At 44.9% G+C, this 16,659-nt stretch carries 16 protein-coding genes; all 16 read left to right on the plus strand.

The genetic code is table 11. The annotated features are described in order from the left end of the window. Nucleotides 1-153 precede the first annotated feature (153 nt). Nucleotides 154-2,871, plus strand: coding sequence for a stalk domain-containing protein (locus ACQ4MX_RS17915; protein ID WP_431086412.1), 2,718 nt, complete (start codon nt 154-156; stop codon nt 2,869-2,871). A gap of 47 nt (nt 2,872-2,918) precedes the next feature. Then, nucleotides 2,919-4,079, plus strand: a complete 1,161-nt coding sequence (locus ACQ4MX_RS17920; RefSeq protein ID WP_090888724.1) for a sensor histidine kinase — start codon at nt 2,919-2,921, stop codon at nt 4,077-4,079. Nucleotides 4,080-4,083: 4 nt separating this feature from the next. Then, the gene (locus ACQ4MX_RS17925) at nt 4,084-4,806 is read left to right on the plus strand and encodes a response regulator (protein WP_007432713.1); all 723 of its coding nucleotides are present in this window, start codon (nt 4,084-4,086) and stop codon (nt 4,804-4,806) included. 89 nt (nt 4,807-4,895) lie between these two features. Next, entirely contained in the window at nt 4,896-5,336 is a 441-nt protein-coding gene (locus ACQ4MX_RS17930; RefSeq protein WP_431086414.1) for a hypothetical protein, read from the plus strand. 199 nt (nt 5,337-5,535) lie between these two features. Further along, nucleotides 5,536-7,677, plus strand: a complete 2,142-nt coding sequence (locus ACQ4MX_RS17935) for a DEAD/DEAH box helicase (protein WP_431086416.1) — start codon at nt 5,536-5,538, stop codon at nt 7,675-7,677. A gap of 314 nt (nt 7,678-7,991) precedes the next feature. Further along, nucleotides 7,992-8,591 carry a ComF family protein gene (locus ACQ4MX_RS17940; protein ID WP_223264002.1) on the plus strand — a complete coding sequence of 200 codons (600 nt, stop codon included), beginning with the start codon at nt 7,992-7,994 and terminating at the stop codon, nt 8,589-8,591. A 384-nt stretch (nt 8,592-8,975) separates the two neighbouring features. Beyond that, nucleotides 8,976-9,440, plus strand: coding sequence for a LysM peptidoglycan-binding domain-containing protein (locus ACQ4MX_RS17945; RefSeq protein WP_431086418.1), 465 nt, complete (start codon nt 8,976-8,978; stop codon nt 9,438-9,440). Nucleotides 9,441-10,249: 809 nt separating this feature from the next. Further along, the gene (locus ACQ4MX_RS17950) at nt 10,250-10,660 is read left to right on the plus strand and encodes a TIGR03826 family flagellar region protein (RefSeq protein WP_044648603.1); all 411 of its coding nucleotides are present in this window, start codon (nt 10,250-10,252) and stop codon (nt 10,658-10,660) included. A gap of 196 nt (nt 10,661-10,856) precedes the next feature. Beyond that, on the plus strand, nt 10,857-11,132 hold the full coding sequence (flgM, locus tag ACQ4MX_RS17955; RefSeq protein WP_013312286.1) for a flagellar biosynthesis anti-sigma factor FlgM: 276 nt from the start codon (nt 10,857-10,859) through the stop codon (nt 11,130-11,132). A 10-nt stretch (nt 11,133-11,142) separates the two neighbouring features. Continuing rightward, the gene (locus ACQ4MX_RS17960) at nt 11,143-11,643 is read left to right on the plus strand and encodes a flagellar protein FlgN (RefSeq protein WP_431086420.1); all 501 of its coding nucleotides are present in this window, start codon (nt 11,143-11,145) and stop codon (nt 11,641-11,643) included. Between the two features lie 18 nt (nt 11,644-11,661). Then, a complete protein-coding gene (gene flgK / locus ACQ4MX_RS17965; RefSeq protein ID WP_431086421.1) occupies nt 11,662-13,230 on the plus strand; it encodes a flagellar hook-associated protein FlgK in 1,569 nt (522 codons plus the stop codon). A 62-nt stretch (nt 13,231-13,292) separates the two neighbouring features. Then, a complete protein-coding gene (gene flgL / locus ACQ4MX_RS17970) occupies nt 13,293-14,213 on the plus strand; it encodes a flagellar hook-associated protein FlgL (RefSeq protein ID WP_431086423.1) in 921 nt (306 codons plus the stop codon). Nucleotides 14,214-14,230: 17 nt separating this feature from the next. After that, nucleotides 14,231-14,800, plus strand: coding sequence for a DUF6470 family protein (locus tag ACQ4MX_RS17975; RefSeq protein ID WP_149095582.1), 570 nt, complete (start codon nt 14,231-14,233; stop codon nt 14,798-14,800). 95 nt (nt 14,801-14,895) lie between these two features. Next, nucleotides 14,896-15,348, plus strand: coding sequence for a flagellar assembly protein FliW (gene fliW, locus ACQ4MX_RS17980; RefSeq protein ID WP_044648599.1), 453 nt, complete (start codon nt 14,896-14,898; stop codon nt 15,346-15,348). 2 nt (nt 15,349-15,350) lie between these two features. Next, nucleotides 15,351-15,590, plus strand: coding sequence for a carbon storage regulator CsrA (gene csrA, locus ACQ4MX_RS17985; RefSeq protein ID WP_044648598.1), 240 nt, complete (start codon nt 15,351-15,353; stop codon nt 15,588-15,590). Nucleotides 15,591-15,741: 151 nt separating this feature from the next. Next, the gene (locus ACQ4MX_RS17990; RefSeq protein WP_149095583.1) at nt 15,742-16,557 is read left to right on the plus strand and encodes a flagellin; all 816 of its coding nucleotides are present in this window, start codon (nt 15,742-15,744) and stop codon (nt 16,555-16,557) included. Nucleotides 16,558-16,659 lie beyond the last annotated feature (102 nt).

Below are 16,659 nucleotides of genomic sequence, written 5' to 3' on the forward strand. Positions count from 1 at the left end.
TTTTATGAAATAGTTAACGGGATTTTCGTAACTTTTGCCTTTATAATAAGTCTATTAACATAAGAGGCTTTTTTTGTTTATTTGATAGAGTTTAGAGTACATGATCGGAAAAGTCCGTTTGAATACAATGAAGATGGGAGAGCTATCATCCATATGTTTTTAGGTAATAGGAAAAAAGGCAATGAGAAAGTAGATGGCAGAGGGATCGTTAAAAGATGGGCTGTTTTGACACTGGCAGGAGTATTGTGGGTTGGACCCGTTGCCGGAACAGGCGCTCTAATTCCGTTAAACGGCTGGATATCTGCACCGATTGCGAGTGCAGCTTCCGGTTCGACTGTAAAGCTGGGGGAAGAAATTATTACTTCCGGTGCAACATTGATGAAATATCGTTTTAAAGGCTCCAAAGGAACAGCGCTGGCGGATATCGTCCGGGTAGACTTGCAAAATCCATACGTTAAGCTGGATGTTATGACCGGGAAAAATGGACAGTTCACAACCCGCCAAAGCACAGGCGGTATGGCAAAAGAAACGGGAGCAGTCGCTGGTGTGAACGGAGATTATTTTAATACCTCCAGCGAGGGTGCTCCGATTGGTGGACAAGTATCGAAGGGTGTATTAATGTCTACTCCATCTGATTTAACGGGGATGTATGCTTTTGCAGTAACCAAGGACGGTTCCCCAATGGTGGAGCAGTTCACCTTTGAAGGCACAGTAAAAGCCGGGGATGGATCAACTTTCCCTTTAGCGGGGATGAATAAGGCCTCGTATTCGCCTGAAACGAGTGGAAGCAGCTACAGCCACTCCAACGCTATGTATATTTATACATCTGCCTGGAAAGCAATTGAGCGGCCGAAAAACAGCTCAACAACGCCTACCGAGGTATTGGTGCAAGATGGTGTGGTTACGCAAATTTCCAACAATGCTACGTTGAATATGACTGTGCCGCAGGACGGCTATATTTTACGTACTCACGGCAAAGCGGCCGATTATGTCAAAGCCCACCTGACAGTAGGACAAACGATAGAAACCAGCTATCATCTTCGTGTCAAATCGACAGGGAGTGAGGTGGACCCTTCCAATCTCCAGATGATGATTGGCGGACACACCATATTGGTGAATGACGGTCAGAAAACTTCCTTTTCCCGCAGTACAACGAGCATAGGCGGGACGCGGGCGCGCACGGCTTTGGGATATTCCCGTGACAAGCGTTACGCTTATGTCATTGCCGTTGAGAAGAACGGGAATAGCGTTGGCGTATCCCTGAGTGAGCTGCAAACGCTGATGAAAGATATTGGTGTCTGGAAGGGTATGAACCTGGATGGCGGTGGCTCCACCACAATGGTGACCCGTGATTTAGGAGATACGACAGCGGGGCTTACGTTCAATACGGAATACGGTACGGAACAACGTAGCGTCGTAAACGGTGTGGGTGTGTACACCAGTGCACCTAAAGGGACGCTCAAAGGCTTCACGATTAAAGGCAATAAAACGCTGCTTATTGGTCAGACCGGAAGCTATTCTTTTAAAGGCTATGACACCTACTACAATCCGTTCGATACCTCAAATGTACAAGTGACATGGAAATCGAGCAACCCGTCCGTGGTGTCGGTGAGTGGCGGGGTTGTGAAGGGGTCGAAACCAGGAACAGCTACGTTGACGGCTTCCAGTGGCTCAGCTAGTGCTACGACCAAGGTTACTGTCCTGGGGGCAGATGAAATTTCATCACTTACCGCAGGCAGTGGGACAGGATCGCTTACGGCAGGAGCTAAAATCGCGGTACTGGTAACTGCAAAGACGAAAGACGGCCAGAGCGTCAGCATTTCGTCAGATGCGCTCAAATGGGAGTTCATCGGCTTTAAGGGAAGTGTTAAGGACAATCAGCTTACGGTAAATACGGTGGATGCGGATGTGAAAACGGGCTATGCCATCGGTCGCTACGATGGTTTCAGCGCGGTCGTCTTCCTGTCTGCTGGCGGGGCTAGCACAAACAACTGGGAGAACTTCGAAAATGTTTCGTATCCGGTTGATTTTACTTCGAATGTAGAAGGCGTTACCGGCACAGCGGCTGTTGTACAAGGAGATGGCGACCATGCCAATTCCAAAGTGCTTGAGCTGAACTACGACATGACGAACGGTAGTGGTAAAATGTATGCCTACGCCCAACTGAACGGTACAACCGGCAAAACGCTTGAACAAGCGGCTACATCCATCTCGATTGATGTTAGAGGAGATAAGAGTCTGAACTGGTTGCGTGCCGAGCTGGAAGATGCCCAAGGCAAAACGGCATATATTGACCTTGCCAAAGTGATCGACTGGAACGGCTGGAAAACCATTAACGTAGACATGAGCGGTTTGAATATTTCATATCCGGCGAAGCTCAAGCGCCTGTATGTAGTCAATGTGGCCGAAGGTCAGGATGAGCGTGCTAAAACGGGCAATGTCGCTTTTGATAATATTTCTTTTAATACACCGGGAACGGTCGGAACCGAAGGACTCAAAAAAGGAACGGCTCAAATGACAATCGGACAAAAGTCAATGACCGTGAACGGAACGCCAACGACCATTGATGCTGCTCCGATGACTCGTGACGGCTCAACGTATGTGCCGATCAAGTACGTGCTGGATGCTTTTGGCGGGCAAGCCAAGTGGAACGCAGGCGATCAGCGGATTACGATTATGCGTGGCGGTGTGCTGATGGATTTAACAGTAGGCAAGAAAGAAGTCGTCCTGAACGGCAAGCGTCAGAGCACGGATGTAGCACCCATTGTGTTAGGTGGTAGGACTTTGGTCCCATTAAGACTCGTGTCTGAGCAGTTAGGAATGACTGTAAAATGGGAACAAGAAACGAAGACCATCACCCTCCAGTCATGATATGGTATGATATATACTTGAAATGCTAGGATTGGAGTAGAACATTTGTGGACTTTCAAGCCGATATCATAGACCGAGTCATTAAGAATGCCATCCAGGTGATGGAGAACAGCAAATATCAGATGTTCGAAATTTTGGACACGGCCCGGACCGAGCTGGTCACGTTAAATCAGGAACTCCAGAGCGTCCTGAAGGAAACGGCGGAAACGATTGAAAAGGTGGACCAGCTGGAAATGAACTATCGGCGGTCCCGTATTCGGCTGACTGAGGTCAGCCGTGACTTTGTCCGCTATTCGGAAGAGGATATCAAGCAGGCTTACGAGAAAGCAACACAGCTTCAGCTCGATGTGATGATCTTTCGCGAGAAGGAAATGTACCTCAAGGCCAGAAGAGATGATCTTCAAAAGCGGGCTAAAAGTGTTGAGGCCTCTGTCGAGCGGGCCGAAACCATCGGTTCGCAGATGGGCGTCGTACTGGAATACTTGTCGGGTGAGTTGGGACAAGTGACGCGGATCATTGAATCGGCCAAAAACCGGCAGTTTATTGGTCTGAAAATTATTTTAGCCCAGGAAGAGGAGCGCAAGCGGATATCCCGTGAAATTCATGACGGACCTGCACAGCTTCTTGCGCATCTAGTGCTTAGGACGGAAATTGTGGAAAGAATGATCGCCAAGCAGGAATTCAAGATGGTTCAGGACGAAATAGTAGACTTGAAGAAACAGGTTCGCTCCAGTCTTGAGGAAATGCGAAAGGTTATTTTCAATCTGCGTCCTATGGCCCTGGATGACTTGGGACTTATTCCGACGCTCCGGAAATATGTGCAGGATTTTGAGGAGAAAACGAAGATTAGAGCGCTTTTTGAAACAAGGGGCAAGGAGCATCGTCTCTCTTCCGCGATGGAAGCAGCCATTTACCGTCTGATCCAAGAAGCTTTGACCAACGTTGCCAAGCATGCTTATCCTACCTATGTGCTTGTTGAGATTACCTATCAGGCGCAGCTTGTAAAAATTGTGGTGCAGGATAATGGTCTGGGCTTTAAGCCAGAGCTTTTTCAGCAGAAAAGTAAAGATCATGGGCATTTTGGTCTGATTGGTATGCGGGAAAGGGTTGAACTGCTCGAGGGGAGAATGGAGATCGAATCAGCTGAGAATCAAGGCACCAAGATAGTGATTCATATCCCAACCAACGTGGAAAAGGGAAAGGAGTAACAACATGGAAAATCAGGAAATTAGTAACGCACCCATTAAAGTTCTCTTGGCGGACGATCATCAGTTGTTCCGTGAAGGGCTTAAACGTATTTTGAATATGGAGGACGACATTGAGGTCATCGGAGAATGTGGCGATGGTATTCAGGTGTTGGAATTCTGTAATGTAGAGAAGCCGGATATCGTTCTGATGGACATTAATATGCCTATTGAAAACGGTGTGGAGGCAACGGAGAAGCTGCGTGAGATGTTCCCGGATGTCAAGGTTATCATTTTGTCCATTCATGATGATGAAAGCTATGTATTCGAGACGTTGCGCAAGGGGGCTAATGGCTACCTGTTAAAAGATATGGAGGCCGAGTCCCTCATTAATGCGATTCGCTCTGTGCATGAAGGATATGCGTTTATTCATCCGAAGGTAACGGGTAAACTCATTCAGCAGCTCCGCCGGATGACGTATCTGAATGAAACCGGGGCTATGGCTGAAGGTCATACGAAGGAAGCTGGCGTGAAGTTCGTCGCAGGTGAAAATAACCCGCTGACCCGTCGTGAGGCTGAAGTGTTGCGCTTAATGGCAGAAGGCAAGAGCAACAAGATGATCGGTGAATATTTATTCATTAGTGAAAAAACGGTCAAAAACCATGTCAGCAGTATTTTGCAAAAAATGGAGGTTGATGACCGGACACAAGCGGTTATTAATTCCATCAAATACGGATGGGTTACGCTGTAAAGTGTAGTCTTTGAAACCCAGTACATAACCGTGACACCTCTTCCTGTTATACGGCATATATTGTCGCTATAGGAGGAGGTGGAACCTTCGTGATGGCTCATTTGGTTTGGATATTGCTTATATATGGTCTGGGAGCCGCAGTCGTGCATCTTATGTATATACGGCAGGCGGTTCAAGCCTATCGCAATGGCGACGATGTGCGCGCGTTATCTTCGGATCAACGGCCGACCCGTTATATTGTCATTACTTCTAATGACGGAGAACGTGTGGAGTGGGTGATGCGTTCATTGAGCATACTTGCCTGGTTACGTCGGAGGCCGCTGCATGTGACGGTACTGGATGATGAATCCGTGGATGATACACTGCCGATCCTTACACGGATGGTGCGTTACAGCCATATGGATGTTTCGGTCATTTCATATCGTTTTTCACCGGGAAACCCGGTTTTACCGAAGTTAGGCGGTGAAAAGCGGGTTGTTATTGACCTCAGAACAGCCAACCCGTTGGTGGATGCTCCACTTGTTCGTTAATGACAAAGTATGGTGGACATTACGGTCGAAACCGGATATAAATGTTTACAAGGAATTGCATATGCAAGATAAAAGGGATTTCGCTGAAATCCGAATGATGTGGAGCACACTTCAGGCTAAGGGCCATGGAAGTGTGCTTTTTTGCTTTTTTGTTGTTAGAAAGAGGAAAATAAACACTTGAGAAGTGAAAGGGTGCCAAATGAAAATTGCGGTATATGTGGTCAGGTATAGAGGGAAATGGGATATCCGCTTATCCGTGGATATTCGAGTAGATATGACATGGTGGTTGAAAGGGAACAAGGGACAGGAGAATGCTGTCGAAAAATGGGTGGTACTGGGGCGAGAGCTTCCGTTGCCTTGGGGCGTAAAGCTGTGTGAAGTGTTCAAGGGATCAACGGATATGAAGCGATGGACAAGGAGGCAATGGTGGCAATACGTTCTCGCACAGCTAAAGGATGAACTGAATTCAGAGTCTGGTGACGTAGCGCAACATTTAACCGGAGGGATCAATGCTATATGCATTTGGGATGGAGCGGAGGGCTGGATTCCTGACTTAGAAAGTGAATGCAGGTGGGAGGGGCAACTGTTTCATCCAAGCAGTAGCATGATGTATGGGGGAGGGAGTGAGGAACGGAGAATAGCAGGAGTATCGTACCTCGGGCAAACAAGGCATTCCAACAGTGAAATTGAAAAACTGGATATGGAGCGTGTGGCACGACAAGCGGATATGCTGGCTGATTTGCTGTCAGGACGCCAGTTGCTCGTTCTGGAAGCTGAAGCGCTCCTGGCTGAGGTGGCACCAGGATTGGAGCGCGTTTGGCGCTTGGCTGCGCAGCTCGCGTACTTGCAAGGTCGACTTAGCTTTGCTGCTGGCCTTGCACCACATGCGCGTCGGCCCGCTACGGGTGATCTCCACTGCAATCGTTGCGGCAGCGGGGCGATGTACCGCACAAGCTGTGCATCGTGCGGGCGCGAGGCGTGCGCCTACTGCGAGACGTGTCTCGCGCTGGGGCGCAGCCGTGAGTGCTCGCTGCTGCTGCGCGGTGCAGCGAAACCCGCCGTGCCGTGCACGGCGGACACAGCCCCGGCCGCGGAGCTCGACCGCTGGGGGCTGAGCCCTGCGCAACGCTCCGCCGCCGAAACGGCGCTGCGCTTTTTGGCCGCACCGCCCGGTGGGGTGCGGGGGCGCTCTCGCCCGGAAAGCCTCTGGCTCCGGGCGGGCGAGCTATTGCGGCGTGGCATGGCAACACGCCGGGGGACAAGCCCTGCTGCTGCGTCGCAGGGGAGTGTCCTTGCCCGCGACAGCAACAGCGGGCATCCTTCACCAACAACTGGCGAAGGCGTGGCAGAGCGGTTTTTGCTTTGGGCCGTGACTGGCGCAGGCAAGACGGAAATGATGTTTCCACTCCTGCAACATGTGCTGGAGCATGGAGGAACGGCGCTTGTAGCGACACCGCGCCGGGATGTGGTACTGGAGTTGGCGCCCCGTTTGGCAATCGCCTTTCCCCATGTAAGCATGGTGACGCTCTATGGAGGCAGTGATGAACGCTGGCAAAGGGGACAGCTGACACTTGCGACAACTCATCAGCTTCTGCGTTATCGTCAGGCCTTTGATCTGGTTGTCATTGACGAGATTGACGCGTTTCCTTATCACAATGATCCTATGCTCGCCTTTGCCGCACAGGCTGTGTGTAAGCCGGAGGGGAAATTCATTTATTTGTCTGCTACTCCACCGCTACTGTTGCAAAAAGAGGCTGCACGCGGCCTATTACCGCACGCCAAGGTTCCCGTTCGTTTTCATCGTCATCCACTGCCTGTCCCATTACGTTTGGAGACTACTCCGGTGAAGCATTGGCTGCAAAAGGGACGACTTCCCGCATGCCTGATTCAACGCTTGTTGGCATCCATACATCGCGGCGCTCAGGTCTTCCTGTTTGTGACACGAATCTCACATATTCAATCTCTAGTAGAATTGTTGATCAGACGCTTGCCTGATATCCCAATTGCGGGCACTTCATCCCAGGATGAAGAACGAAGCGCTAAGGTGCGTTCCTTTCGAGCAACTGAAATACGTGTACTGGTCACAACCACTATTTTGGAGCGCGGAGTGACGGTTCCGCGGAGTGATGTGTATGTACTGGACGCGGATAGCAGCCTTTTTGATGAAGCCTCTCTGGTACAAATGGCTGGTCGAGCAGGAAGGTCGAAGGATGATCCATGTGGAAGCGTCGTTTTCACATCACCCGAATGGACACGCGGCCAAAAGAGGGCGATTAGACAAATTAAGCGCATGAATACACTAGCGCGAAAAAAGGGCTATTTACAGGAGGTGAGACATTAAATGCACAAAATAAAAAAAAGTTTTTTTGGAAATGTGAAACCTGATACAATATTGACACGTAAACTACCAAGAACGGTGCATTCTGTATGAAAATGATGCACAGAACCCAACTTTTTTTGAATTGGCTACTTCAGCGTCAGTTAGAAACGTGTATCGCTTGTGGAATTCACACTGGGAGTTTTTCCAAGTTTCCCAGGATTTGTACCTCTTGTTCGGCTCAAATTCCTTGGATTCACAACATCCGATGTGTTCATTGTGGACGCCCGACATTTTGTACTGATTGTGTAAGGCCTGACCGGGAAGCACGCTACTATGTGTGTAATCGGAGTGCGACTAGCTATACGCCTATTATGAGAGAATGGATTGGGCAGTTTAAGTATCGCGGAAATGAAAAGTACGGTCCTCCGCTCGGCGAGATGATGCATCGGGCTTATCAGGCTATGAGGCATGAGTTTGCTGGTCGTGAACATTTTCGTTTCAATCAGGCTCTGCGGAGCGTGAATTTGGTGACATGTGTTCCAGTAAGCGAGACACGATTGACAGAGCGAGGTTTCAATCAGGCTCAAATTTTGGCAGAGGAGCTTGCCAGGCGGAATAAACTGCCCTTTTTACCTTTACTTGCTCGTCCACAAGATACTGGCAAACAGAGCTTCAAAACAAAAAAAGAACGCACAGACACGATGTACAATGCGTTCTCTGTTGTGTCAGGTATGACGGAGTTAATTAAGCATTTTATTTTAAACGCTGAGTCTCAAACTAAAATGGAGAATCAGAAATGCGTTACTGTTTGGCTGGTGGACGATATTTATACGACAGGCAGCACTTTACAAGCGTGTGCGCGTGTTTTAAGGAAAAAGGCATCCGAAGAGGGAATACATATGACCATTTTTTGCCTGACTTTGGCAAGGTCATAAGCCCGAATTTTATGTCCCTTTACGAGAGTTTTGGTTTGAAACTAGGAAAAAAAGTTCATAACGTTCCGAGAAAAACTCGAATGCTAGAGCAGAGAAGCCTTTTAAACCGCACGATAAGCAAGATTTGACAACGAGATAGAGAGAGGTATATAATAAAAATATAGACACAAACAAAAAGTAAGGAAGTGAGGGATGAAAACAGAATATTTTAATTTAGAGGTTGATTTATTTGGAAAATAGGAGTACAATTTCTATCTGTTGATAGCTAACATGGTTTGGTAATAAATGATTAGCTAACGACAACAGAGCGGACATTGGGAGTGTCTCGCTCAGTAGTAAAGCAGTTAATTAAAATTTGGCTTAAAAAAGAGGAGAGAAAAAATCATGAAAAACGTAATGAAAAAAGTAGCAGTATCTAGTATGTTGGCAGTAAGTTTAGGTGCAGTATCTCTGTTGAGCCCACTTGCTACAGGTCAAGTATCCGCCGCACAGTCTGGTTCTGAGTATGAAAAACAACAAGCAGAAGACCAATTGATGAGAGAACAACAAGAAGCAGCACAAAAAGCATTTGAAGCTAAAGTTTTTGGAATTGAAACAACTGAAAATGCTACGACTACAACACCGGCTCAACCAGCTACTGAGAACAACAATCAAGCAACTACAGCGCCGACTAATACAACGGGAACCCCAGCTACTGTAAATACAATCACAGTAAGTGTTCAAGATGGCGATACGCTGACTTCCATTGCTGAAAAATACGGTGTAACTGTTGAAGAACTGCTTAAAATTAACAACCTGATTAAAGTAGGCCAAGAACTGCAAGTTCCGCAAGCAAACACTAATAAATAATTCATTATAAATTCATAATAAAATATTTTTATTAAACCAAGTGTTTGACTACAGTATACGGGAAGGCCTCTATTAAAACAATGCTTTTTTGAATAATTATTTGTGGAATAGCTTGTTTTTTTGGACTGCAAATTTTCAATGTTGCGTCTACACTTATCTTCAGATAGATTTTAAGCTGGGATGATGTTAGTCGCATTGATATAATGAATACCCACACTCCATGTGCGGAGCGTTCGTATGGGCGCCGTTCCCCCGGATTTGTAGCAGTTACTTGGTGGCATTCGGGGCACAGGTGAACATGAATTCTTCTGAGGATTGTTTCGCCCGGTTTTTCCCTCATCTTGATTCGTATATTTACTCCATTTATAATCATATACAGCTATTTTAATTATAGTGAGGCGCTATTCCCGAAATAACCGGAATGGCGCTTATTTTATTTTAATCTAAAAACCTGAACGTTGTATGACGATAAATAGACACATGCAATAGGATTGATCTGGCAGAAATCATTTGTCTCCTTAGGTTACATACGAATTGCATATCATTATATATATGTAAGAAAAATTTTAATGTTAGGTTATGGCCCATTAGCTGGTGTGGGATTTAAATGCTTGGTTTTTCTTGTTGCGTTTCTTAATACAGAGTACATTAGAATTCTGTACCTTTATTATGATATCGTACAAAATGTGCAATTGTGTAAAATCTATCACTCTTTTTTTAAAATATTCGCTAGACGAGGCTCTTAGGTATAAGGTAATGTAAGGATACACTAATACGAGACCGGAAACAGGAAAGGGGCGCTGCAGAGCATGAACTTGGATAACTGTCCTCGCTGTGGAAAGCTGTTTATTAAGAACGTCAGGGGAATCTGTCAGAACTGTATTAAAGAAATTGAAATTGAATACGAACGTTGTGTCAAACATATACGTGAAAATAAGGGCATTCATATGCATGAGCTTTCAGAGGCTACTGAGGTATCCGTAAAGCAAATCACAACATTTATACGTGAGGGACGTATTTCCATTGCTAATGCGCCCAATATGACGTATCCTTGCGAGGTATGCGGGATACCGATTCGTGAAGGGCATATGTGCGATTCTTGTCGAACACGTCTGACTAAAGACCTGCATCAGGCTGTACGCGAAAGTAGTAATCAGGATCAAAGTAATAATATGGGCTCAGGTACCTACAGCGCGATTGATAAACTTCGTGGAAAGTAGTACAGGGGAATTAAAAACGCATTCAGCTATTCAAAAAGTTTCAAATACCGCCGATAATCTTTATAGAGCTTATCGGTTTTTTTATTTTTAGCAACCATGCACAAAATAAAGAAGTAAGGCATAATACGAACCATGTTCGACGCTATGTCGTCTGATACATTCTGACCATATCAAATAACTAAGGAAGGTGGAAGTTATGAAAATTAACGAGACCAACCGCATCGGAGCTATTAATCCATATCAGCGAAATATTGAAACAGGACGTCAAGAGGAACAAAAGAAATCCCGCCGCAAGGACGAGGTTTCGATTTCTCCGGAAGCAATGGAAATGCTGAACCGCAGCAGTGATGCAGACCGCGTTAAAAAGATTCAGGAGCTTAAGCAGCAAGTAGCTTCTGGAACCTATCGTGTGGATGCCGATAAGATTGCAGAGAAGCTGTTACCTTACTTCAAGCAATCTTCTGAAAGCTAGGTGAAGGAATATGCCTTTAGAGCGTTTGATTGATGTGCTGGAGCAGCTTGAACAAAAACATCTTATCTTGTTGGAACTGGCGCATAGTAAAAAAAAGATTGTCATGGAAAATGATATGGACAGCCTAGTTCAGCATTTGAGCCAGGAGTCCAGACTCCTTAAACAGGTAGAACAGCTGGAGGAAGCTCGTATGGAGGTTTCATATGAGCTTCTTCGTGAACGTGGTATTAAGTCTCTGCTTAATTTGACTATAACCGAGCTGGCGCGTCTTGTCTTTGATCCTGAAGATAAGAACAAACTCCTGAGTGTGCAGAGCCGCTTATCCCACACCCTTTCAGAATTAAAGGAAATTAATGCGATCAATCAAAAGCTCATCGAGCAATCGTTGGTGTTTATTGACTACTCGTTAGATCTACTTGTAGGCCGTCCTAATCAGGAGATGACTTATATGCACCCGGATCAGAAAAGTAATCAACTCGCACGACCTGGATTGTTCGACACTAAGGCTTGAGCCGAGGAGGAAAATAGAGTGCCATCCACATTTCATTCCATAGAAACAGCTAAAAGAAGCCTTTTTACACAAACGGCAGCTTTAAATACAACAGGACATAACATAGCTAATGCCAACACAGAGGGCTATACACGGCAAACGGTTAAGATGAGAGCTTCTATCCCAATGGAGGCTTATGGTATTAACCGTTCAAATGTGCCTGGTCAGTTGGGAACAGGTGTTGAATTTGATGCTATTGAACGCATTCGTGAGAAGTTCTTGGACAGTCAGTATCGCGGAGAAAATACTGAGCTGGGCAGTTGGACGATTCGAAGTAACACACTTGATAAGCTACAACAGATTATGAATGAGCCGTCTGACACAGGGATTCGAAAGGTGTTAGATAACTTTTATAAATCTTGGTCTGACTTAAGCAAAGACCCGGAAAGTGTAACCGCACGAACTATTGTTAAAGAAAATGCGCTTGCGTTGACTGATGCAATGAATCATATGAGTAAACAGTTAAGTAATTTATCTGCGGATTTAACCTCGAATGTGGAGGCTAAGTCTAGCGAGCTACAAAGTTATGTGAATTCCATAGCGGACCTGAATCAATCAATTACTAAAATTGAAGGCTTAGGAGATAACGCGAACGATCTTCGTGACCAGCGTGATTTGATTGTCGATAAAATTTCAAAAATCGTTAATGTGACGGTGACTGATACTGATCAAGGCTACAATGTTAATATGGGTGGTCAAGCATTAGTAACTGGGTTTGCACCGACTACTGGAATTAACGGCGCTTTTTTACAAGCTGCTTTTGCCTCCAATGATTTACAAGGTGGAGAAGCACATGGAATGATCATTTCCAGAGATCAATTTGTAGCAGATTATACTGCACAAATGGATAACCTCGCCAACACATTGGCAAACGGTGATATTTCTGTAACGCTACCTAAAGGCTCAGTATTGCCAGAAGGCACTGTACTGAACGGAGTGACTTATACAGGGACCAACCGCACACTTCAATCGGATTTAACAGTTACGGTTAAAGGTCTTAATGGTCTGCATCAACTGGGTTATACCCAAGAGGATAAAGATGCTAACGGTAATATGGTTGCAGGTAAACCTTTTTTTGTAGCTTCAAATAATGGCGGGACGATAACGGCAGGCAACATCACGTTAAATACTGTTATAGCCGATAATCCTAACGCCATTGCAGCATCCCTTCGTGTAATAGGTACTGCTCCTACTGAGGAATTGGTTAAAGGTAATAATACATTGGCATCCCTGATGGCCAATTTAAAATTAAACAGTTTCACTTCTGTTTCTACGGGGAATACGGCTACTATTGATAGCTTTTTCAGTTCTATGGTTGGTCAGTTGGGTATAGAGGCTCAAGAGGCGACAAGACAGACGCAAAACTCGACAGCCCTCGTATCTCAGGTGGAAACTATGCGCCAATCCGTGAGTGGTGTTTCACTGGATGAAGAAATGTCCAATATGATCAAGTTTCAGCATGCTTACAGCGCCGCTGCTCGGTTTATGACCACATTCGATCAATTATTGGATAAATTAATTAATTCCACAGGTGTAGTGGGAAGATAAGAATGGGGATTAAATATCTTATGTTTTTATACAAGGGTATTTAATTACGGAGGGGTATAATTATGCGAGTTACTAACAATATGCTAAGCTCACAGCTTTTGCTGAATTTAAATCGAAATTCTGAGCGTATGAATAATACGCAGAACCAGATGTCTACCGGACGCAAGCTGAACAAGCCCTCTGATGATCCTGTAGGTATTACGTATTCCTTGAGGTATCGATCTGAATTATCTTCAAATGAACAATACCAACGGAACGTAGACAGCGCGGTGTCGTGGCTTGATTTTAATGATACGGTGATGGATCAGACGGGCCAAATTATGCAGAGAGTACGGGAGCTGACGGTCCAGGCTTCTACAGGAACCAATCCACAGTCTGCTCTTGACAGTATTAACAAAGAAATTGGTCAGCTTAAGGAACAGATGATTGATGTTGTGAACAGCCAGCTGAACGGTAAATATATATTTAATGGTCAAACCTATGACAAGAAACCATACGACCTTCCTTTGAATGCTGATAATACGCATGATACATCTGGAGCAGCGTCCATTGTTACGGATACAGGAAATGTTAATTTTATAGTGGGTGAAAATGTTGCCTTGCCCATTAATGTTACTGGTAATGAAGTCGTAGGAACAAGCACGGATACCGATAATTTATTTACTATTTTTAATCAGTTATCTGCAGCTTTGGCAAGTGGTGATATTAAAGCAAGCGGGGATCAATTAGCTAATATTGATTCACGGGTGGATAAAATGCTGAAGGTCCGGTCGGAAATGGGTGCTAAATCCAACCGTGTTGAGCTGATGCAAAGCCGTTTAAGCGATCTGGAAGTGAACTTAACGGACTTGCAATTGAAAACGGAAGATGCAGATTACGCCGAGCTTTTAATGAATTCCAAGATTCAAGAAAATATTTATAATGCATCTTTATCAGCGGGAGCGAAGATAATATCCCCATCATTAATGGATTTCTTAAGGTAGGCTAAGGAGGGGATATAGTGGCCATCATTCCGATGCTTCAAATCCGGCAAACTCCGGCTATCCTGCATATTGATGCAGACCCAGGGCAGTATTCGATTCGACAGCCTTCGGCTGATATGGAATTAACAACACGTCGTGCTCAACTGGAAATTCACCAGTACAAGCCACAGCTTACTATAGATCAAAGCGCGGCCTACTCTGCATATAACGGGGGTAATTACCTTGAGATGAATAATCGAATTTATTCAGGGTTGCCGCAAATATTTTTACAGGCTCTTGCACATAAAGTGGAGCAAGGCAACCGAATGGCGGCGATTCATATTCCTGGGAATACAGTAGCCAATGTTTTTGGAGAGGATACAGAAACTCATGTTCTTCCTGAATTCAGGGGGGCTGCATCCATGGATAATGTGGATATTCATGTTGAAACGCGTGCACCTGATATTACATATACACCTGCTGTATCGGAAATGCATGTGACCGTTAATCGTCCCGAGATTGAGTATACCCGGGGGAAACTGGAGATTTATATGCAGCAGTATCCATCAGTGGCCTATATTCCGCCTGAAATTGATGTCGCGATGTAAAATAAGTTAAGGTTATAGAGGAGTTGTTCAAGCCGTCTATAGCCTTTTTTTTGTAGCAAAATGTATAAATCTGATTAAATATTGGAGGAATATTTGTGATTATATCCACATCTATTTGGGGTGACATTGAAGTTAATGAAAAAGAAGTATATCGTTTTGAAAAAGGAATTCCGGGGTTTGAGGAGACGATTGAGTTTGTGTTGCTTGATCAAAACGAGGCACCCTTTTACTATCTCCAGTCCCTTCAGCAGAAAGAACTATCTTTTGTCTTAGTGGACCCTTTTATTTTTTATCCTGAATACGAGTTCGAACTGCCGGATAGTGAAACGGAAGAACTGGAGATTGGATCTAATTTAGTCGTTCGCAGCATACTAACATTACATGAGCAGGTAGAAAACTCAACGATCAATCTATTGGCACCATTGGTATTCAATCCAGATAATAGGCAGGCCAAGCAGGTTATTTTGCACCAGACCACATATCAAACGAAGCATCCATTGCAGCCCACCAAGGAAGACGAAACCATCCGTTCAAAGGAAGGTGAATAATCATGCTGGTACTTTCGCGTAAGAAAGGTGAATCCATCATCATACAGGATCACATTGAGGTTACCGTGCTCGGAGTAGAAGGGGATACCGTCCGTATAGGGATTTCAGCGCCCAAGCAGATGGATATCTTCCGTAAGGAGATATATTTGTCCATTCAAGAGTCCAATCGTGAATCCGCAGCCCATACACAGTCGAATTTGGATGCTTTGCGAAGCTTGATAAATAAAAATAACGAAAAATAAAAAAAATCCTAAAATGCTATTAAAAGATCGGCGAGATTGTCGATATATATAGTACAAGCTATTACGGAGGGGCGGCCGACTTCAACGAATAGCTGTAACAACAATAAACCACATGGATGTGGGACATTTACCTTCAGGGAGGAAATTAAAAATGATTATTAACCACAATATCGCTGCAATGAACACTCACCGTCAATTGAATGCAAACACTGCTAACACGAACAAAGCAATTGAAAAATTGTCTTCCGGTCTTCGTATCAACCGTGCTGGTGACGATGCTGCTGGCTTGGCAATTTCCGAAAAAATGCGTGGTCAAATCCGCGGTTTGGATATGGCTTCCAAAAATGCTCAAGATGGCATTTCTTTGATCCAAACAGCTGAAGGCGCACTGAACGAAACACACAGCATTCTGCAACGTGTTCGTGAATTGTCTGTACAATCTGCGAATGATACTAACACTGATGTTGACCGTAAAGAACTTCAAAAAGAAGTAGCAGAATTGACAACAGAAGTAAATCGTATTTCTACAGATACAGAGTTCAACACTAAAAAACTGCTGGACGGTGCTGGAGTCAGCAATGCAGTATTCCACATTGGTGCTAACATCGACCAAAATATTAAATTGTCTATTGGAAACATGGGAGCTGCATCGTTAGGAATTGATACAGTAAACATCGACACGCAAACAGGCGCTAACGCTGCCATTTCTGTATTGGATGCAGCTATTACAAAAGTATCCTCTGAGCGTGCTAAACTGGGTGCAAACCAAAACCGTTTGGAACACACAATTAACAACTTGGGAACCACTTCCGAGAACCTGTCTGCTGCTGAATCCCGTGTTCGTGACGTAGACATGGCTAAAGAAATGATGAACCAAACGAAAAACAATATTCTTGCTCAAGCTTCCCAAGCTATGTTGGCTCAAGCAAACCAACAACCGCAAGCAGTTCTTCAATTGCTTCGTTAAGTTTAATAGAACAATTGAAAAAGGCTATAATATCCTTAGACTATCGAGAACCTTCATCTTTTTTAGATGAGGGTTTTTTCTTTTTTTTATGCCTTCTAAACT

The sequence above is a fragment of the Paenibacillus sp. 8b26 genome (assembly GCF_050626875.1).
In the GTDB taxonomy this organism is placed as follows: domain Bacteria; phylum Bacillota; class Bacilli; order Paenibacillales; family Paenibacillaceae; genus Paenibacillus.

Coding starts and splice junctions, on each gene's coding strand:
- flgM (WP_013312286.1), top strand. CDS start 10,857: ATGAAAATTAACGAGACCAACCGCATCGGAGCTATTAATCCATATCAG.
- ACQ4MX_RS17915 (WP_431086412.1), top strand. CDS start 154: ATGTTTTTAGGTAATAGGAAAAAAGGCAATGAGAAAGTAGATGGCAGA.
- ACQ4MX_RS17990 (WP_149095583.1), top strand. CDS start 15,742: ATGATTATTAACCACAATATCGCTGCAATGAACACTCACCGTCAATTG.
- ACQ4MX_RS17950 (WP_044648603.1), top strand. CDS start 10,250: ATGAACTTGGATAACTGTCCTCGCTGTGGAAAGCTGTTTATTAAGAAC.
- csrA (WP_044648598.1), top strand. CDS start 15,351: ATGCTGGTACTTTCGCGTAAGAAAGGTGAATCCATCATCATACAGGAT.
- ACQ4MX_RS17935 (WP_431086416.1), top strand. CDS start 5,536: ATGAAAATTGCGGTATATGTGGTCAGGTATAGAGGGAAATGGGATATC.
- ACQ4MX_RS17960 (WP_431086420.1), top strand. CDS start 11,143: ATGCCTTTAGAGCGTTTGATTGATGTGCTGGAGCAGCTTGAACAAAAA.
- ACQ4MX_RS17925 (WP_007432713.1), top strand. CDS start 4,084: ATGGAAAATCAGGAAATTAGTAACGCACCCATTAAAGTTCTCTTGGCG.
- ACQ4MX_RS17945 (WP_431086418.1), top strand. CDS start 8,976: ATGAAAAACGTAATGAAAAAAGTAGCAGTATCTAGTATGTTGGCAGTA.
- flgL (WP_431086423.1), top strand. CDS start 13,293: ATGCGAGTTACTAACAATATGCTAAGCTCACAGCTTTTGCTGAATTTA.